At 46.5% G+C, this 18,889-nt stretch carries 24 protein-coding genes; 23 read left to right on the top strand and 1 reads right to left on the bottom strand.

All coding sequences use genetic code 11. The features are described 5' to 3' along the window. The first annotated feature begins 68 nt into the window (after positions 1 to 68). The 7 genes from QW71_RS38065 (at position 69) to QW71_RS17285 (ending at position 5,352) form a co-directional block, all read left to right on the top strand. Positions 69 to 806 (top strand): NPCBM/NEW2 domain-containing protein, encoded by a 738-nt coding sequence (locus QW71_RS38065; RefSeq protein ID WP_052770065.1) that lies wholly within the window; start codon positions 69 to 71, stop codon positions 804 to 806. A gap of 15 nt (positions 807 to 821) precedes the next feature. Then, on the top strand, positions 822 to 1,433 hold the full coding sequence (locus tag QW71_RS17305; RefSeq protein WP_047013822.1) for a restriction endonuclease: 612 nt from the start codon (positions 822 to 824) through the stop codon (positions 1,431 to 1,433). Between the two features lie 452 nt (positions 1,434 to 1,885). Further along, on the top strand, positions 1,886 to 2,827 hold the full coding sequence (locus QW71_RS17300) for a hypothetical protein (RefSeq protein ID WP_039301015.1): 942 nt from the start codon (positions 1,886 to 1,888) through the stop codon (positions 2,825 to 2,827). A gap of 266 nt (positions 2,828 to 3,093) precedes the next feature. Next, complete coding sequence (locus tag QW71_RS40965; RefSeq protein WP_200905933.1) at positions 3,094 to 3,381, top strand: hypothetical protein; 288 nt, start codon at positions 3,094 to 3,096, stop codon at positions 3,379 to 3,381. A gap of 41 nt (positions 3,382 to 3,422) precedes the next feature. Continuing rightward, entirely contained in the window at positions 3,423 to 3,794 is a 372-nt protein-coding gene (locus tag QW71_RS41995) for a ParB N-terminal domain-containing protein (protein ID WP_306766049.1), read from the top strand. Then, positions 3,748 to 4,716 carry a site-specific DNA-methyltransferase gene (locus tag QW71_RS37155; protein ID WP_306766048.1) on the top strand — a complete coding sequence of 323 codons (969 nt, stop codon included), beginning with the start codon at positions 3,748 to 3,750 and terminating at the stop codon, positions 4,714 to 4,716. The genes QW71_RS41995 and QW71_RS37155 overlap by 47 nt, the downstream gene beginning before the upstream one ends. A 426-nt stretch (positions 4,717 to 5,142) precedes the next feature. Beyond that, complete coding sequence (locus QW71_RS17285) at positions 5,143 to 5,352, top strand: hypothetical protein (RefSeq protein ID WP_039301013.1); 210 nt, start codon at positions 5,143 to 5,145, stop codon at positions 5,350 to 5,352. On the opposite strand, the gene QW71_RS17280 is transcribed toward QW71_RS17285, so the two are convergent. Further along, on the bottom strand, positions 5,349 to 5,909 hold the full coding sequence (locus QW71_RS17280) for a hypothetical protein (RefSeq protein ID WP_039301010.1): 561 nt from the start codon (positions 5,907 to 5,909) through the stop codon (positions 5,349 to 5,351). The genes QW71_RS17285 and QW71_RS17280 overlap by 4 nt on opposite strands. Before the next feature lie 94 nt (positions 5,910 to 6,003). Here QW71_RS17280 and terS point away from each other — a divergent pair, with 94 nt between their 5' ends. The 16 genes from terS to QW71_RS17200 all read left to right on the top strand — a co-directional run bounded on the left by terS (position 6,004) and on the right by QW71_RS17200 (position 18,807). Next, the gene (gene terS / locus QW71_RS17275) at positions 6,004 to 6,909 is read left to right on the top strand and encodes a phage terminase small subunit (RefSeq protein WP_047013821.1); all 906 of its coding nucleotides are present in this window, start codon (positions 6,004 to 6,006) and stop codon (positions 6,907 to 6,909) included. After that, complete coding sequence (locus QW71_RS17270) at positions 6,896 to 8,212, top strand: PBSX family phage terminase large subunit (protein ID WP_047013820.1); 1,317 nt, start codon at positions 6,896 to 6,898, stop codon at positions 8,210 to 8,212. The genes terS and QW71_RS17270 overlap by 14 nt, the downstream gene beginning before the upstream one ends. Before the next feature lie 230 nt (positions 8,213 to 8,442). After that, the gene (locus tag QW71_RS37150; RefSeq protein WP_235441482.1) at positions 8,443 to 9,693 is read left to right on the top strand and encodes a phage portal protein; all 1,251 of its coding nucleotides are present in this window, start codon (positions 8,443 to 8,445) and stop codon (positions 9,691 to 9,693) included. Beyond that, the gene (locus QW71_RS17260) at positions 9,686 to 10,516 is read left to right on the top strand and encodes a phage minor head protein (protein WP_039301007.1); all 831 of its coding nucleotides are present in this window, start codon (positions 9,686 to 9,688) and stop codon (positions 10,514 to 10,516) included. The genes QW71_RS37150 and QW71_RS17260 overlap by 8 nt, the downstream gene beginning before the upstream one ends. Before the next feature lie 355 nt (positions 10,517 to 10,871). Then, on the top strand, positions 10,872 to 12,098 hold the full coding sequence (locus QW71_RS17255) for an XkdF-like putative serine protease domain-containing protein (RefSeq protein WP_039301005.1): 1,227 nt from the start codon (positions 10,872 to 10,874) through the stop codon (positions 12,096 to 12,098). A 20-nt stretch (positions 12,099 to 12,118) separates the two neighbouring features. Continuing rightward, a complete protein-coding gene (locus QW71_RS17250) occupies positions 12,119 to 13,066 on the top strand; it encodes a xkdg (protein WP_039301002.1) in 948 nt (315 codons plus the stop codon). Further along, complete coding sequence (locus tag QW71_RS17245; protein WP_039301070.1) at positions 13,066 to 13,371, top strand: Rho termination factor N-terminal domain-containing protein; 306 nt, start codon at positions 13,066 to 13,068, stop codon at positions 13,369 to 13,371. The genes QW71_RS17250 and QW71_RS17245 overlap by 1 nt, the downstream gene beginning before the upstream one ends. Then, positions 13,349 to 13,735, top strand: a complete 387-nt coding sequence (locus QW71_RS17240; RefSeq protein ID WP_039301000.1) for a hypothetical protein — start codon at positions 13,349 to 13,351, stop codon at positions 13,733 to 13,735. The genes QW71_RS17245 and QW71_RS17240 overlap by 23 nt, the downstream gene beginning before the upstream one ends. Further along, positions 13,732 to 14,058 (top strand): hypothetical protein, encoded by a 327-nt coding sequence (locus QW71_RS17235; RefSeq protein WP_039300997.1) that lies wholly within the window; start codon positions 13,732 to 13,734, stop codon positions 14,056 to 14,058. Before QW71_RS17240 ends, QW71_RS17235 begins: the two co-directional genes overlap by 4 nt. Next, positions 14,051 to 14,569, top strand: a complete 519-nt coding sequence (locus QW71_RS17230) for an HK97 gp10 family phage protein (protein ID WP_235441485.1) — start codon at positions 14,051 to 14,053, stop codon at positions 14,567 to 14,569. Before QW71_RS17235 ends, QW71_RS17230 begins: the two co-directional genes overlap by 8 nt. Next, a complete protein-coding gene (locus tag QW71_RS17225) occupies positions 14,566 to 15,042 on the top strand; it encodes a hypothetical protein (RefSeq protein ID WP_039300990.1) in 477 nt (158 codons plus the stop codon). Before QW71_RS17230 ends, QW71_RS17225 begins: the two co-directional genes overlap by 4 nt. A 120-nt stretch (positions 15,043 to 15,162) precedes the next feature. Then, positions 15,163 to 16,182, top strand: a complete 1,020-nt coding sequence (locus QW71_RS17220) for a GTP pyrophosphokinase family protein (RefSeq protein ID WP_052770064.1) — start codon at positions 15,163 to 15,165, stop codon at positions 16,180 to 16,182. 204 nt (positions 16,183 to 16,386) lie between these two features. Beyond that, on the top strand, positions 16,387 to 16,635 hold the full coding sequence (locus QW71_RS17215) for a hypothetical protein (protein ID WP_039300987.1): 249 nt from the start codon (positions 16,387 to 16,389) through the stop codon (positions 16,633 to 16,635). Further along, a complete protein-coding gene (locus QW71_RS17210) occupies positions 16,616 to 17,968 on the top strand; it encodes a phage tail sheath subtilisin-like domain-containing protein (protein ID WP_039300984.1) in 1,353 nt (450 codons plus the stop codon). Before QW71_RS17215 ends, QW71_RS17210 begins: the two co-directional genes overlap by 20 nt. 3 nt (positions 17,969 to 17,971) lie before the next feature. After that, positions 17,972 to 18,415 (top strand): phage tail tube protein, encoded by a 444-nt coding sequence (locus QW71_RS17205; RefSeq protein WP_039300981.1) that lies wholly within the window; start codon positions 17,972 to 17,974, stop codon positions 18,413 to 18,415. Between the two features lie 113 nt (positions 18,416 to 18,528). Then, entirely contained in the window at positions 18,529 to 18,807 is a 279-nt protein-coding gene (locus QW71_RS17200; protein WP_039300978.1) for a hypothetical protein, read from the top strand. Positions 18,808 to 18,889: the final 82 nt, after the last annotated feature.

Genomic DNA, 18,889 nt, shown 5'->3' with positions numbered 1-18,889 from the left:
GGAAATAGGTGTTATTTGTCGAATCCATGTTTTAGGAAATACATACTGATTCATGGGAGAGAAACATAATGAAGGATAAGCTTAAAGGATTAATGGTTGGACTTACAATTGGTTCATTGGTAGTAGGTTCTACAGTGTTTGCCGGAACAAATGTAAAAATAAATGTTGTACTAGAAAACGTAAAGTACATGTTCAATGGCGTTGAGAAACAATCGTCACAATCAATTATATATAATGGGCAATTGTACGTCTCGGCAAATTCTTTTGCTAAAAATTCCGGCCAGGATTTTACCTATGATGGGAAGAACAAAACGGCATGGGTTGGAAAGAAAGAAGGGACATTTAAATACTTATCTGATATTTCTTATGCTCGTACAGACAAAAATGCTGCTGTATTCCATTTTAACAAATGGGTTGAGGTTGGAGATCCAACAAAAGCGTATAGCGGTGAATTTAGTATTGTTGATAATAAGTATTTACACGGTATCGGCTTGGAAAATCAGTTTTTCATGTCAAATAACGGCCTCGGATCTATCGAATACAACTTAAATGGTAAATATAAAAAGCTCACTGGATATGTTGGTATTGATGATCATTCCAAAAATAGTGCTAATCCAGGAACAGTTAAATTTATCGCGGATGGGAACGAAATATACTATTCATCTGAAATGTTAGGTGGAGATCTACCAAAAGAAATCAAATTGGATATGTCTGGTGTACTTAAATTAAGAATTGAGTTCACAACTATAGGAGAAGATTATAAAAGTTCAACCATGATAGACTTTGTAGAAGCTAAGCTTTTTTAATAGCGGAGGTTACAGATGGCAAGAAGAAAAAGTAAGGCGAAGCAGGAGGAAGAGTTTTTTGAAGCATTGGCGGGATTAGCAGCATTATCAATGGCTGGACTAGGATTCCTCATAACGAAATCAATTTATGGTGGTGTAGTTGGAGTTATTCTGGGACTTACAGCTGTAATTTCGATTATGAGGTATATAAGTAATAAACGGGCTGAACGTTTGAGAAAGTCCGGTATTGCGGAGATCGATAAAATGGATGGCGTTCAGTTTGAACAATACCTTGGCCACCTATTTCGATCTCAAGGGTACAAAGCTGAAGTTACACAAGCAGCTGGTGATTACGGTGCTGATCTGGTCCTATCCAAAGACGGTAAGCGAATAGTCGTCCAGGCTAAGCGATATAGCAAGAATGTTGGATTAAAGGCAGTGCAAGAGGTACGTGGGGCAGTTTCACATTATGGAGCTTCAGCTGCTTGGGTTGTAACGAATAGGGATTACACTGAGCAGGCTTACAAATTAGCAAAGTCTAATAATGTGCGTCTCATCGGCCGTGAAGAGCTTATCGAAATGCTTCTACAAATGAGAGAGAAGATGGCCACTGCTAAAAAAGCCAATAATGCTAAGACGAGCGCTTAAGCGAAATAGTGAGAAATAAATAGTATGATATGTGAATAGATGTGCTCAAGCCGTATTTTCATTGTCAATGCTTTTGACTCTCATTTCACTGGCTCAGTAAAATGGTCTTGTCCTCCTTTGTTACAAAGTCCGTAAAGATTTTAAGCAGAGAGCGCAGCGCATTTGCTGCGGATGCGGAGCGGACGCCGATCTTTAGGTCAGACTCATAACATGTTTGAATTGAATACATATTCCGAAGTCGCTCATTAATTTGGGCGGCTTTTTTATATTGGGGGAATTAATTAGAAGAAGCAGCGGCGATTAAAGGATCCGCCTCGGCAGCCGGCTAAGTGTAAGGGTTGTATATGGGGTCGTTGGGAAGGAATAGCACAGTTTTGTTCGAGAGTAAAATGCCAGAAGGGAAAACCTTCCTGAATGTCGAATTTGCTATATATATTTAGGAGGGGTTATTAATGTTGGAACTCAATACATCTGAAAATCTCGAGCTTATTCTTGGAGAATACCTAGCGTATTTAAATGATGGGACTTCTGTTAAAGAGATCGTGAAAGAAAGGTATTATCGAGACGTTGAGGTCTATTTTTATAATGTCCTTTTTAAAAAAGTAGGTATGGTTAAAGGATTTGGAAGTTTTTTTTCAACAGATTATATTAATGAGTTATTTGAGATTCGAATAGGAGGTACTGTTTATCCTGCAATTACTCATCTATTGACTTTCATGAGAAAAACTAATCGATTGGATGAAGAGCAATATCTAAAAATTAATAAAAGCTTAGAGGAAATAAGACCAGCTAAAAAAAAGAAAAATGATATAAAGTTTATAGATCAGAATCAAGTGGATTTCATGTTTAGTGATAAAATCCAATACAATTTTGTAAATGGGCATAAAATTGACTATTCAATCTATGAATATGCCTCTCCATTGATATGGTCATTAGCCTATGATTGTGGATTTGAACAAAAACATATACTAAATTTCTTGATTTCTGATATAGATTTAATTAATTATCGAATAAGAAATCTTCGACGAGATAAACATTTAATTGGTCATGAGTGGATAGATCTTGGGGCACGAACTTTTAATTATTTGCAAAAATATTTACAGACACGTTCTTCTTCAAATCTAAAGCATCTTATTCTTATTGATGGAGAGCCTTTAGAAACTAGTGACATTAATAAAACATTCGATATTATCATTAGAAAAGAAAACTCAAATGGTAGCTTTAGAAAAGCTAATATCGAGATTTTAGTAAGAAGCGGATTACTGAAATCGCTCAAAGAAACAAATGGACAATCTCTGTTAAAGCAAATCTTAATACATGGTGTTGATAGCAAGGGTCAACTTGATCATGCAATGAAACAGTACTTCTCATCAACTTCAGAAATTATTCAATAGAAAATTCTCTTATTCTTTTTCTATCATTCTGTAAGCTCATCTCAAGCATTAAATACTGATATGAGTGTTTATACGGTGAAAGGTGGAAAAGAGCAAGGAGTGCTGATTCTCTTCGTCTCTTGCTGAGTTTCTGAGTACCCCAAGATGAAAAACCAACTCAACTCAAAGGAGGAGCAATATTTCGCGGTGTTCTTCCCTAACCATTATCATATATTGTCTGATTATGGAAGGTCATGTATGATATTTGGAAGGGAGAGTGGTTCAATATGCCTAAAATAAAAAATGTGGAAAAAAGGATTTGGGAGATTGAGGGGTTTGCAGTAGCTTTTAAGCATGCAAGTGGTAAAGATATTAGAGGAGATAAAGATGGAATACCTCAATATGTCTATGAAAGGCAAGCTAAGAATGACACTACTGTTTCTGAATGGAAAAAGAAGAGGTTTAAACAATCTTATCCAGGGTTTGATGTAAAGGTTCTTGATGCTGATGGGAAAAATGTGAAAGGTCAAACAAAGCTTGGTACAGTAAGAGATACTTACATAGATGAAGATTAAGCACCCTAACCGGTGCTTTTTCTTTTGAAAGGAGCACTTATATGGACATCAGAATAGTACCAATTGAGCAGCTTAATGCAGCTGTCTATAACCCCCGTGTCGACCTTCAACATGGAGATCCAGAATACGAAAAGCTTCGCCGCAGCCTGGACGAATTCGGTTACGTTGACCCGATCGTGTGGAATGAGCAGACCGGCAACATGGTCGGTGGCCATCAGCGCTACAAGGTGCTGGTCAATGAGCAGGGCTGCACGGAGCTGGCTGTGTCAGTAGTAAACCTTGATCCTGAGCGTGAGAAGCTTCTGAATCTGGCGCTTAATAAAGTATCAGGCCGCTGGGATGATGAAGCGCTGGCGCAGCTGCTGAATGAGCTACAGGAAGGCGGGGGCGGATCTGGCGCTGTCCGGATTTGAGCCCGAAGAGATTGGGGAGCTGATAGCAGAGTTTATAGACATACCAGATATTAAGATGGATCAGTCGGTTGTTGAAGATGACTTCGACGTTCAGGCAGCTCTTGACGAAATTAAAGAGCCTGAGACGCGCCGCGGTGATGTATGGCAGCTCGGCCGGCATATCCTTATGTGTGGCGATGCTACCAATGCTGAGGATGTTTCCAGGCTAATGGCTGGAGTCAAGGCGGATCTGGTAGTAACGGACCCGCCATACAATGTGGCAGTGGAGAGCGAATCTGCCAGCTTGGTGGCCGATGGTCGCAGTTGCATAATGAACGACGATATGTCCGAGGAGGAATTCTCGAACTTTTTGCACGCCGTCTTTCAAAGGTATGCTGTGGTCATGGAAGAGACTGCGGCTATTTATGTATTTCATCCCTCTCGCTACCAGCGGTTGTTTGAAAGTACAATGATTGAAGAGGGTTTACAGGTAAGGATTGTATGTATTTGGCTGAAGAATATTGCAACATTCGGGTGGGCTCAGTACAAACAAAAACATGAACCTGTTTTTTATGCCCATTTGAATGGTAAGGCTCCTGCCTGGTATGGTGACCGCAAGCAGACCACAGCATGGCGTGCTGGTCTGCCGGTTAAAGAACCGTTTCCGGAGACAGTCTGGGAAGTTTCAAAGGGGGATGTAACCAAGTATGTTCACCCAACACAGAAGCCTTTGGAGCTGCTGGCCATACCGATCCAGAACAGCAGCCGGCGCGGAGACACGATTGCTGACTTCTTTGGCGGTAGCGGATCCACTATGATGACCTGTGAGCAGCTTGACCGCTCCTGCAGGACAATGGAGCTGGACCCGGTATTTTGTGATGTAATTAAGAAGCGTTATGAGATAAAAACAGGCGCCACACCTATCTTAATTCGGAGAATTTAGCAAAATTCATTCCTGCTCACAACAATTGATCACAACTGTCGATTACTAGCGGGGATTTTTACTTCAAGTTATAATCTTGATAAATAATAACTTGGAGGGATGATTCATGCTTTATGAAAAATTGACTTTGAAAGAACAGATAATCCGTATGCACAAGTCGGGAATGAGACAAGTGGACATTGCAAAGGAATTGCAAACTTATACAAACTATGTGTGGAGAGTTGTTCATGAGTATAAAGTTAGCTCTTAATCTTCAGTTCTTTTAACCGTCTTATTACGAGGCGGCTTTTATTAAAAGGAGGACGCGCTAACGTCCTCCCGATCACCCAGGGTATCCCCCGGCTGAGACAGCGGCGCGCCACGCGTGGCATTTCCAGACATCCGCTGTCTCGTTTCCAAATATACACGGAAGCCGAGGGGAACGCAATGGGAACAAAAGATGAACTTTTATTGCAACATGAGATTGAAATCATGGCCGGTATCCTCGAAAGTAAGGCGCAATACCGGAAGATCGTTAAGGCTGGCATAGCCAAATGGGTTAAGGACTTTCAAGACGGCCGGATTGAAATCAAGACGGTGGACGATCTGAAGAAACTGATTGAAATTGATATTGAGCTGCAGAAGGATGATATTTAGGTATGGTTTTGAATTTTCTTTACGGCTTCTATTGCAAGAAAGTGTATTCTGAGGAATCTCTGTTTCTCTGCAATTGACATGTAATATATTGCTCCAAAACAAAAAATAGAAATTGCTACTATAAATATGACCCCATAACCGTCTGTAACTTTAGAAAATTGGTTCACTGTATTCTGAATTTGTTCTATAAGCATTTCCTCTGGAATTTTGTCTTTTACGAGGTTAATAAGTCCAGTGCTTGTTGAAGTAATAGCAGCAAAAAAGGTAATAGAAGCACCAATAATTGTTTTAAGTGCAATATCAGAAATTTTATCGAAAGCTGTTGTTTCGCCTTTCATTCCGTTAAGCTCTGCTTCAACTCTTATAAGATCCTCACTTGTATATGAATTATAAATGTCAATGAGTTCAGAAACCTTTGCTCCCATAGCTTTTCGGAAAGAGGTACTTCTAGGGAACCGTTTTTTTAAATAAGAATGAAATTTGACTTGGTCATAACTCGTATATATAAAGGCAAAGGTCACTGAACTGTAAAAAAACCATTCCACAAATTTAATCATAGTAATTTTCCTCTCTTTTAAAAATATTTGAAATTATTATCGGTATTATTATAAGAAATACTTAAAGCTAGTTTCGGGGGTGGTGACATGTAGCATGGCCAGAGAACGTAGTCCCGAGCGGGACAAGGCAAAACAGGTGTGGCTGGAGAGTGGCGGGACGATTAAGCTTAAGAACATCGCCGCTGCTTTTTCTATTCCAGACAGCAAAGTCCGAAAGTGGAAGACGATGGACAGTTGGGAAGATGAGCTCAAAGGGAGCGTTCTGCCCGAATTCAAAGGGAGCGCTCCAATTGAAGTGAAAGGGAGCGCTCCACTTCGCGGCGCTCCCAAAGGGAACAAGAACGCTGTCGGGAATCGTGGCGGCGCTCCCCCGGGCAATCAAAACGCGAAGGGGAACAGCGGCGGGGCTGGCGGGCCAATTGGCAACAAGAAGGCCGTCACCACCGGTGAGCATGAAACCATTTGGCTGGATACTCTAACCGAAACTGAGCAGCAGCTCATCGATCAGGTGGACACTGATCCGATCATCCAGGCTAATGAATCTCTTTACCTTCTGACAATCCGGGAGCGCCGTATGATGCAGCGGATCAAGTCACTGATGGACGTGCTGTCTGAAACTGAGCGCAACGTCTTATATGAGCTGAAGGCTATCAAGGAAGTTGCTACAATTCACGATGAGAAGACCGGCATTACGAAAAAGATCCCGCATAGTCGGAATGAAATGATGGAATCTAAGATTGAGGAGAAGGGCTTCCGCAAGCTGGACGATATTGTGAAGCTGGAGGAAGCCCTGACCCGCATTCAGGATAAGAAGATAAGAGCCATTGAGCTGAAGAACCGGCTGACCGACGACGAGAAACGTATCCGTATTGAAACCATGGAGTATGAGCTGCAGATGCTGCGCGGTGGTGGAGGTAAGGAAGACTTCGAGGATGATGGCTTTATCGATGCGTTGAAGGGTATGGCGGCGGGAGTGTGGAGTGACGATGGCGAAGCTTAAATTCAAGCCACCCGCATTCAAGTGGTCGCCTTTTTCGCAGAAGCAGCTTAAAGTTCTGACATGGTGGACGCCAGATAGCCCTCATCGTGATAAGGATGCAATTATATGTGACGGTTCTGTGCGTGCTGGCAAGACGGTCTGCATGTCTTTCTCTTTCATTGCCTGGGCGATGGATACCTTCCGCGGTGAGCAATTCGGTATGTCGGGTAAGACCATCGGCGCGCTCCGGCGTAACGTCATCGGGCCGCTGAAGCGCATGCTGGCGAGCCGCGGATATCATGTTCACGATAACCGATCTGAAAATGTACTGACCGTTACCCGGGGGCTAATCAGCAACCGGTTTTTCTTGTTTGGTGGGAGAGATGAAAGCTTGCAGGATCTGATCGCCGGGATCACGCTGGCCGGCATGTTCTTTGATGAAGTGGCACTTATGCCGAAGTCCTTCGTAGACCAAGCGACCGCCCGTTGTTCGGTGGATGGTGCTAAGCTGTGGTTTAACTGCAACCCCGCTGGCCCGTATCATTGGTTCAAGATGGAATGGCTCGATCAGCTTCAGAAGAAGCACGCGCTGCACCTGCATTTCACAATGGAGGATAACCTATCACTCTCCGAGCGGGTGCGTGAGCGGTACCGGCGAATGTACAGCGGGATTTTCTATCAGCGGTACATCCTGGGGCTTTGGGTTATGGCCGAGGGAGTGATCTTCTCCAAGTTCGATGATGCGGTCCATAAAAAGGTACGGGAATGGTTCCCGGCCAAGTTTGACCGTAAGTTCATTTGTATCGACTACGGAGCTAATAACCCGACAGCGTTCCTGAAATACGGAGTCCGCGGGAACATCTATTATGAGCTGGACGAGTATTACCACAATATCCGGCATAAAGGTGAGAAAACGAATGGTGAATACGCGGATGATCTGGAAGCCTTTCTCGACGGCGATGAGTATGCAATCTTCATTGACCCGTCAGCAAAGGCTTTTATTATTGAGTTGCAGAAGCGGGGTATTGCCAACATCCGGGCTGCTGTGAATACGGTGCTGGATGGCATTCAGACCGTGTCCAACCGGTTCCAGCGCAATGAATTGTATATCTGTGCCGATAACACCAATTCTCTTCAGGAGTTGGTGTCTTACGTGTGGGATGAAAAAGCAGCCAAGCGCGGCGAGGACAAGCCCATTAAGCAGAATGACCATACCTGTGACGCACGCCGGTACGGCATCCATACAGATTATCTGCTGCAGCGTGTGAAGCAGCGGAAAAAGGACAGAGAGGAGCGGTCAGATGAAAATGTGGGGTGGGTGTAACACATGAGTGGAGAAGCACAGTGGTTTCAGATATCAAAAGCAGAAGACCGGCACATCCCTTCCAGCGCACAGCTACCGGATAGCTTCGAAAACCTCTATGACCACATGGGCTGCTGCCATTCCCTCCTGGCAACGACCCTGCTTCTTGCAAGCTGCTGGTCAAGAACAGCAACATTATCCCACAGTGTATCGAGGCATATAAACGGAACATCGCCGGTTACGGCATTGCTTTGGAGTACATTCCGGGGGAGAGTGATCAGACGGCACTGGAGGAGTGGAATCGGGCTGATAAATTTTTTGAAACTTGTAATCTGGAAGATACTCCGGATGAAATCATCAGCTCTTTAATTGAGGACATTGAGAGCAGCGGGAATGCGAATGTTGAGGTTGCCTGGCCTGCTGGTAGCGAGTTCCCGACACTCTACCGTATCAATCCGAAGTTCGTTCGTTGCACCCGGGAGACGGATAAGGTGACGATTAAGCGTAAGCGGCTGATTCGGTCTTCGAAGAAGGTCGAGGAGTTTTCTCAGGATATTTTCTCCCTGAAGTATGCTATGAAACGCGGGCAGTCAGTGGTATGGTTCCGGTCGTTCGGAACAGAAGGTCAAGGTAATCAGATTATCCCCTTGAAGCTGGGCAACGACGGTCCATATGGTGAACCCCGTTGGTTTGGGAATACGCCGGGCGTGGTCGGCAGCCGAGAGGCTGAGGAGCTGAACGTTTCCTATTTCTCCAATGGACGCATGCTGTCCATGCTGCTGACCGTGACCAATGGCCGGCTCACCAAGCAATCCATGGAGCTGCTTCGGAATGTTAAGGGAGCGCAGTCGCAGGGAGGCATTCTCTACCTGGAAGCGATCGGGGAGGAGACCGGTGGACCCTTGGATGAGAAAGTCGAGAAGGTGGCCATCAAGCTGGACAAGCTGAATGATCTGCTCCAGCAGGACGCCTTGTTCCTTGAATATGGGAAGGACAAGAAGGCCGACATCCTATCATCGTTCCGGTTGCCGCCGATCCTGGTTGGCCAGAGCTCCGATTACAACCGCGCCACGGCGCAGGCCGCGTTGCGGTTTGCGGAGGAGCAGGTCTTTGAGCCTTACCGTAAGTGGATTATGGATGAGATATTCTATAAACGGTTATTCCCGGCCATGGGCATCTTCCGCGTGCGGGCGACCCTGCGCGGGCCGCGCATCATTGACCCCGAAGACCGGAAGGCATTACTGGACTTTATTGCAGACAACGGTATTATGCTGGTCCGGGATTTGATTCCGATCGCTGAGGAAGTGCTGGATACTACCATTGATGAATCCAAGTACAGCACCGAATACCTGGATACACCGATTGCACAGCTTGTGAACAGCCAGCCGGCTATAACCGTGCCTGAGTCTGACTCCGATGTGAACGATCTGCAGGAACGTGTGGCCACTATTGCCAAACGTCTGCTGCGGCAGAGCCATGAGGAGACCGCGAGCCATGTGTAAGGAATGCTGGGAGCTCATTGCCAAAGCAGACGACACTGAATTTCTGGACAGCCTGGAACTGACGCATGCGGAGCGGGCCGTTTTGGAGGAGCTGTACAAGCAGGGTGAAACCCGGATAGTCGAGATCCTTGAGCTGCAGGGGAAGGCCCTGCATGATGCCATTGAGAAACTGAGCGAGGAATTGCTGATTGATATTGGGGAGCTGGGGAAGGTCTTGCTGTCGGTTCAGAGCGGGGACCTCTTTACAGTCAAGTTTGAGCAAGCGGTATACGACGCCTTCACACCGCTGTATCACCTGGCAGGCGAATCTGAGCTGACAGTGCTGAACAACGACAAGACCTGGTCCACCAAGAACAAGGCTGCATCCCGTTTTGCGAAGAACCTGCAGAAACTTGTTCCGGATATGAACGGCACCAGCGCGGATGTCATGACCCGTTCCTTCCAGAAAGCCATCAAGGAGGGGAAGACACCTTCCGAGCGGGCGTTGCTGGTCCGTGAGATCAGTGCTGCGGCTGCCAAGGGTGATGCCGGACCTTTCAATATGGAGCGGGCTATTACCGTTTCCCGAACCATGAGCACGGCGGCTGCCAATGGCGGCAAACTGGAGGGCTGGAAGCAGTCCGAGGTGGTCAACGGTAAGAAATGGCGTTCTTCCAAGGGTGACCGCACCCGGAAGTCACATCGTAAAGCTAACGGCCAAGTGCAACCGCTGGATAAGCCTTTTGTTGTCGGTAAGAGTAAGCTGATGTTTCCGGGAGATCCTTCGGGACGAGCTGAGGAGATTATCCGCTGCCGCTGCACAATGCAGTCGGTGATGGATTGATGGGTAAACAAAAAGCACCACGCTGTTTAGCGTAGTGCTTAATGTATGCTCAGGTCAGGATGATACCTACTGCCAGATTTGAACTGAATCCGGAACCAACCTCAAGTGCTGAGGTGGCAAGGTCCTTCATACCTTCTGTAACCTGATGTTTCATGGGCATCTTCTCCTCTTTATTGACATTACTTTTACGCATTAATCGTTTATTAGCAAAATGCGTAATCAGAGAGACGAGTGATAGTATTGCTATTACTGGAATAATAGGCAATCCCAACCCCAGCGCAACCGCTGGCCTCAACATACATTGATATATTTATACCACAAATATCCAAATAGTGAAAGGAGGTGAGAACAGAATATGACCTTTAAACTGAAAGACGCAAAGATCACGCACATCTCCCTGGTAGACAAAGGAGCGAACGGCGTGCCATTTGCCATCATCAAGGTTGCCGGAAAGAATGCCATTCAGAAACAGGTCCAGATTGCCAAAATTGACGATGACAAGCGAATTGTCAAAGGCGTAGTGTATCAGCCGGATGTGGCAGACGCTCATGACGATCAAATGGACGAAGTCGAGATCGAGAAGGCGGCTCATCTCTTCATGGAGAAGAAGCACACCTACAACATTGATAAGCAGCACGACCTCGAAGCTGATAAGGGATTTGTCATCGAGTCCTACATTGCTCCCTGCGACATGATGCTCGGTGATCAGCAGATCGTGAAGGGCTCCTGGGTGGCAGCCGTAAAAGTGACGGACGACGACACGTGGGAAGCCATCAAGAAAGGCGAGATCACCGGCTTCTCCATGTGGGGCGTCGGGAAGCGGGAAGAAATCGAAGAGGAAGAGGAGGTATCCAAGGGAATTTTGAACCGAATCGCCAAAGCGCTGGGCCTGATTGAGAAAGGCGCTGTCGCTGACAAATACCATAAGAACCGGAAGAACCGAGAATTTTGGGCGGCGCAGGATGCCCTCAACTCGGTTCTTTTTAATTGGGAAACTTGGCAAAGTGGTCTGGAAACCGATCCGGAGACCATCCGGGAGGCCCTGCAGGACTTTGTTGATATTGCTGAGGATGTGCTGACCAAGGAGGATATTGTAAAAGCCATTGGCACGCCTCCGGAGCAGATCACGAAGGCTGGCAAGAAGATTTCAGCCGGCAACCTGAAACACGTCGACGATGCGATTGCAGCGCTGACTGAACTGAAAAATAAAACGGCTCCTGTAGAACAAGAGTCTGAGGAGGAAGACGATTTGAAAGCTGAAGATATTGCCAAGGCTGTAACGGCCGCACTGGCTCCGATCGCCAAGCAGGTGGAAGGCCTGACAGCAGAGATTGCGGAGCTGAAGAAAGAGGAAGGCGTTGAAGGTGACCAACCTGCAGCTGCTGCTGCTCCGGCTGCGACCGCGGAAGAGACTGCAATCACCGATGCCATTGCCAAGGCTTTGGCACCGCTGAGTGAGCAGATGCAAACACTGGCAGCAGATGTGCAACTGGTGAAGAATAGCCGCGGTGCTTCCGCACAAGGTGATGAAGAAGAAATTAGCAAATCAGAAGGCGCCGTTAGTTTCGGACGCTTCCTGTAATCGAAGGAGGAATGCATACTATGAAAACAAACGGTATTATCACCAGATCTAGCATTCAGAAATCCACCATTGTAACCACGATGGACCAAAATGCCTTGAACTATGAGGAAGTCGAAGCCTTCACCGACATGGCGTATGAAGCTAACGGCTTCTTGAAAGGCATCCGTCATGAGAACCGGAAGAGTTCTAAAGGCACCATCGACAAAATCGGTGTGCGAGGCCGGAATATGCGCGGTAAAAAAGAGAACGTCATGGCGACCAATACGCCAGGGCTCACCTTTCCGCAGATTCCATATGCGGTAGTACCTGTAATCGTTCCGTTCGATATTACGGAAGAATTCATTCGGCAAACGCAGCGGGTTCGTGGTCAGAACGCTGAAGAAATTATTATGCGTGCGATGGCCAAAAATTACGGGGAAAACATGCAGGATATTGGTTTTAATGGCGATACTGCTACACCGAATTCAGATCCAGATTATGATTTTTTGAGTATCAATGATGGGTGGCTGAAGAAGGGACGTACTACCGGGCATTATTTGGACTGGGCAACATTGTCAGCCCCTGAGAAAACGGGCGTCCTGTTCGAATTAGAGCGCGCAATCCCCACCCGGCATCGTGCCGCGGGTGTATTTAAATATTTCATGCACCCGAACACGTTCAGTAAACGACTGCAAAAATTGGCAGAGAAGGACACGAGTGCGTCCATTCAATTGCAAATCACAGGCGGTGTCAAGAAGGTCAATGCCTACGATGTGGAAGATGTCTGGAGCATGCCGGAAGGAGACATTCTTTTCACATACCAACCTAACTTCGCCATGGTCCACACCTATGATATGCAAATTAGAAAAACGACTGAGGGCAAGGAAGCGATCTGGACTGATAAGCGCTTCTACGCGATTCATTCCGATTTCGATGCCATCTTTGAAGAGCCGCAAGCAGTGGCCTACGTGGAAGGGGTGGAATTCTGATGTCATACGTAACCTACCGGGGAAACAATGCCTCCCTCCGGCTGTATAGTATCCGATTTGAGCCGGCTAAGCCAGTACTGGTGGAAGATTCAGATGTGCTGGAAAAACTGCATGATCATCCTGATTTTGAGGTGAAGGCGGAGAAGATTATTCCGCTGGAGGATCTGACGGTTGTCCAACTGAAGGACAAGGCGAAGAAAGCAAACATTGAAGGTTTTGCGGACCTGAAGAAGCCGGAGCTGATCGCTGCCCTGAAGGCGCTGGAAGGCGGCGGTGTGCCGGATGCTGACAACGACACTCCTTAAGGGCCGTAGCCGTGTCAGCGCCGTGCAGGAGGCGGAGGACACTCAGCTTGAGCAGTACATCGATGATGCACAGACCCGGATCGAGCTGTATCTGCCCGTACCTTTCCCAATTGTGGCAGACAAGCAGCTCATGCTGGCTTGGGTGAAGCTGGCGGAGTCTCTGGCTCTGCAGGACAGCGAAGAATACCTTGCTTCCGTCGCCCGTGGCTATTCAGCGGAAAGTGACGGTGCCTGGACCTACACCCGGCAGGCAGTAGAAGGGAAAACTACGGGAAATGCCGATGTGGATTCTATTCTCTTCCTGTGGGTCAAAAAGCAGCAGTCCGGGCCGGATGACGGGAACATCACGGCTTATTTGCTATGAATCACCGCATGAATACCCCGCTGGCGGTTTACCGGGTTGGCCGCCAGCAGGATGCGGACAACCTGTTCAGCGATCGGAAGGCAGGAAAGGTCGCGGATTTGAAGTGTTTCGTTGTGAAGACGCAGACTGAGGCCAAGGCAGAGTCCACTCCTGTCATATACATTGTCAAAAAGACAATCGGGGTTCCAAAGGCAGCGGACGTTCGAATCAGTGACGAAGTTTTGCTGTTCGGACGCCGGTATCTGGTGATTGACTCTAACCTACGTCGTTACTGGCGGGAGCTGTTGGTGACTTGCGAGGTGAAGGGCAGTGAACATGCATGATTTTGATGGTCTGGCGAAAAAATTCAAGAATCTTAGCGACGATGGTGTGAATCAAATCCTCCGGAATATCGCGGAGGCTGTTGGCGAGACGCTGCTGAATCTTATCATCGATGAAATCGATAAGCAGGACCTCATTGATACCGGTACCATGTGGAATTCATTTACCCGCGAAGCGGACGGTAACGTCTGGGAATGGGACGTCGACCGGAACAGCATAACCCTGGAGGTCGGGTCGAATTTGGGGACAAGCAGCAGTGATCCCGGTAAGCGCGGGCATCCAAGGCTGCTGAATGACGGGTACACCATTCATAAGGCTCATTTTGTCCCGGGCTACTGGGCTTCCAATGGAACGTTTGTTTACGACCCTAGAGCGAAGACTGGTTTTATGGCCAAGCCTCGTTATTTCATCGGTAGGCATTACTTTGATATTGCTGTTCAACAGCTGGAGGGCGGCATGAATGCATTAATAATGAAGCGTCTGGAGAAGGAGCTGGGGAGGATGCTGTCATGATGGATGTGGGATTAAAAGCCTGGGCAGAACTCGTTCAGAGGATATACCCGGAGCTGCCGATTCTTCGAGATCGTTCACTTTGGCTGGCGGGGCAGTTTGATCGTCCGAGCGTGTTCATCGAGACGGACCTTGTCTCCGATAAAGCGCACACGCCGCGGGCAGACCGGATCATTGAGGATGTGGGCCTGGTCTTTCATTATGACGCTGAACGTAGTGGGGCAGAGGACGCAGGAGAGCCGGTCCCTTTGGACTTATTTCCCTTCTTCCTGTACCTTCGTCAGCAGCGCTTCTGCGTGGCTTCGCAGCGCTTCGGTATTATGATGGTGATCGAGGCTCCACGTACACGGCCTTTAAATGACCGTATAGAAGTCACTTTTCGGTATTCATACCTTCTGCATGTTCCAAAGACACTTGTGAACGGTGACGGAAGTCCAGTAGAAAAGGTCAATGACTTTTTTATTGAGCAAAGCTGAACGTATTTTTCGGTTATCGTAATTTATTGAAGACTGTTTTAAATTAGGTTCCATTTATAGCCAATTGAGGACCTGTATCCTATAATAGTAGTTATAGGACACATTATCTGGAGGAGCCTGATGGAATTAGATGAACTTTATAAGAGTTATCAAGAAAACCGTGGATTATATGATTTGTTCGTTGAGGAGCTTAAAGATCAATTAAATGTACTGCTTGATAAGCAAAAAGTTGAGCTGTCAACTCCTATTACTTCGAGAGTAAAAAAGTGGGAATCCGTTGTGGATAAATGTCAAAGATATAGTATTAATCCTAAATGTATCCATGAAATCAATGATATTGCGGGAGTCCGAATTATTTCTGTGTTCAAGCGTGATATTCCTATTATTTGTAGTACTATTCAAGAAAATTTTAACGTCTTAAGAATGGAAAATGTAGAAGAAAGGCTAGATCATACCCAATTTGGATATGGATCTAGTCATTTTGAAATTTCTTTGAATGAAGATTGGTTGAAACTCCCTTCTCTTAGTAGGTACAGCGGTTTGACGGTTGAAATTCAGGTTCGTACTACTTCTCAACATATTTGGGCCACTGCTTCTCATATTCTTCAGTACAAGCGAGAAGCCCATGTTCCTCAGCCATTAAAACGGTCTATAAACAGAACTGCAGCAATATTAGAATTGGTCGACTTAGAGTTTGAAAGACTTTTGTTAGAAAGATCTCAATACAACACTGAATCTATAGAAATAATTGAATATGAGAAAGACACAGAGTTAAATCTGGATATCCTAAGAAACGTACTTACTCAAAGCTTACCTGAAGAAAATATTGAAATTAACGGTGAGGATTACGGACGATTATTGGACGATCTTTTCCATTTTGGGATTCGAACTATTAAAGATTTAGAGTCATTTATTCCCGAAATGATGGAAGGAGTCCTGCAAGAAGAAAGAAAAGCAGTGAAAGCTATATTGGATGGAGCAGACACTCATAGAACAATAGCAGAGCGCGTTGCTAAGGGCGTATTTTACACACACTGTGGCCTTATTCGGAAAATGTTGAGATTAAAGTTTGATTCTAAAGAAGCTAATGATTATTTTACAAATTACAGAAAAAAACAAAAGGATCTAAAACCAGAATAAGGTGAGGTATTAGTCAATTCCGAGAGCTAAAACTCAAGGAATATAAATTTTGTTTAGAATTCGTACCTAAGTAAGTGAATCCTTTAGACGACTGTAATAGCTACTTTTTCTAATACACCGCTCTTAAGGAAGGATGTTTTAAAATTAACCGCCAGGGAGAGGGTGGTTTTTCTTTTGGTCAGAAAAAGGGAGGAGAACTTAAGTATGAACATTAAAAAACAGATTCGCCAGCCTACAGATCCTGTTATTCCAAATGATCTTAACAAGCGAACAAAGCAGGAATGGATTGAGAGCGCAGTGGTTTTGAAGCGGGAACGCTTTGAAATTGCCGGCGCTCTTTTTGATTGCCCGGATGATGCCCTGCTATCGCAGCAGGAGGTTATTCAGAAAGTGGAGGCTTACTTGGGCCTGACAACAAAGGAGGAGAGAGTGAATGTCGATACAACGGAGTAGACCCGGCGCATATGTTGAGCTGCAGGCGATTGCGAAGTCGCGTGTCCTGTCGGTATCCGGTCGTGTGCTGGTGCCGTATCAAGCGGAGTGGGGCCTGCCGAACAAAGCGGTGGATATGGCGGATCAGTCAGAGCGGTTTAAGGAGAGCGGGCTGCTGGTAGATGAGCTGGAGTTGGCAGCCGAGAATGGAGCGACCGTGGTTGGGTACCGCGTCACCAACGGCAGTGAGGTAGCTGCGTCCGTTGCAGTCGCCAGCACCTACACCATTGAAGCCCGTTACCCTGGGACGCGAGGCAATGATTTTGAATATATGATTCGGGCCAGCCTGGTGGACGCTGCGAAGAAAGAGATCTTGATCCGGGACGTGAAAGGGATTTATGATACCGAGACCTTCCTGGTAGCTGATAAAGCGGAAGCTGTGGAATTGCTGAAAAAGTCTAACATGGTCCGTTTTAAAAATACCGGATCAACAGCCTGGGCAGATGTAGCCTATACGAAGCTGTCCGGCGGGGTTACTGGTACTGCAGCTATCACGGCTACGAACTGGAGCGGCATATTTAACCGAATCGATGGCTTGGTGTTTGATGTGGTCTATCTGCCATCCTCTGAGGCGGCGGTGCAGGCTGCTGCCAAGCAGTGGCTGCTGGATCGGCGCAGTAAGGCCCGCAAGCTGGCGCAGCTGGTCATTGCTGGTGCCGCTTCTGCAGACGACGATATTGAGATCCACAATACCCGCAGCCGCGCAGCAAACGCCCGCTTTATCATTAACTGCTCTTTGGCAGGTGAGCACACCAACGGTAAGAGCTATGGTTCCCTTCAGTGGGCGGCTTGGGTGGCCGGCTTGGTGGCGGGTACGCCTGCAAATAAGTCCTTCACTGGAGTGAAGGTGCCTATGACTGAAGCGAAGGTGGACTGGAGCCATAGCGAAGTGCTTAAAGGTCTGGCTGAAGGTACACTGATGGCGACTCGGGACGGTTACGACTATATTATTGAATCTGCAGTGAATACCCTGACCACCCTGGGAGCTGGGGAGCGGGAGGACTTCGGAAAAATCCGCGTGTCGATGACAATCGACCAGATCTTGAACGACATCTACGCTGCCGGTAAAGCCAATAAGGCCAAGCTGGACAATGACAAGGACGGCCGGGGGCTGTTCATCGCTGCGGTCGTCAGTTACTTGAAGGTGCGGGCTCTACAGAAGGCTATCGGTGATGAATTCACTTTTACTGAGCACCCTACAAAGGTAAGCGACGCGGATTACGCATACTTCTCTTTGTCGGCGAAGCCATTGGATGCGATTGAAATCTTTAATATTGATTGGGAGGTGGCGTAATCCATGGAACGCGAGCTGATTGGCCGTAATTTATCGGTTCAGGATGATAATGGGGATTCGATTCAGACCATTAAAGAAGTAGAGGTGATCCTGAAGCCGGAAACACTGGATATTATCCGCGCGCGGAAGATGTCCAAGACGAAGCAGATCGTAGGATATGAGATCACCGTGAAACTGGTGATGTCGAAGCTTGAATCGGCGCTTCGTTACCGCCTTCTGGCCGACTTCAAGGCGGGCAAGACCATGTTCTTGGACCGAATTACCGGCTCTCTCGAGGACATGCAAACTGGCAATGTAGAACGGGTGATGATTAGCGGCGTGCACATTCATGATGAGATGGATCTCCTGGTGGCCAAGATCGACGACAATAACGGAATTGATATCACCCTTTCCGGGACTGCGAATGATTTTGATTTCATTGAGCAGTTCCCAGCTTATATGGCATAAAGATGGTTGCTTCAGTGATTTAATCGGTTTATGGTTTGATCAAGGAAAAATAAGGGGTGAATCAATGAAATTACTGGACGGACTCTAGCTTCCCTGAGGAGGTTAGAGCTGATTTGAGTAGAAGCATTAAGAAAACACCCGTATGTAAAGAGCAGGCAAGTCGTTGGATCAAGCGGCAGGCAAGCAAGGCTGTACGAAGATATCCTCATGACATTTCATTTGGAAAATCCTATAGAAAGATTTTTTCTTCTTGGGATATCAGTGATTGGTGGTTCTACACACCGTACAAACAGGCAGTTAATGAGTGGGAAACTACCCATAAGACTTGGCGTAAACAGGTGAGTTTTCAAGAAATGACTTTCCAATGGGCTAAGAACTTTAAACGAAAATAGTAAAGGAGTCGTTGGCAGGGAAGCGCCAGCGACTTTTTTGTTGTTTAGGAAATTATACAATGCAAAAAAATGTGGATAACTC

It is taken from the genome of Paenibacillus sp. IHB B 3415 (assembly GCF_000802655.2).
GTDB classification, from domain to species: Bacteria; Bacillota; Bacilli; order Paenibacillales; family Paenibacillaceae; genus Paenibacillus_AQ; species Paenibacillus_AQ phytohabitans.
This window is presented reverse-complemented; position numbering and strand designations above follow the sequence as displayed.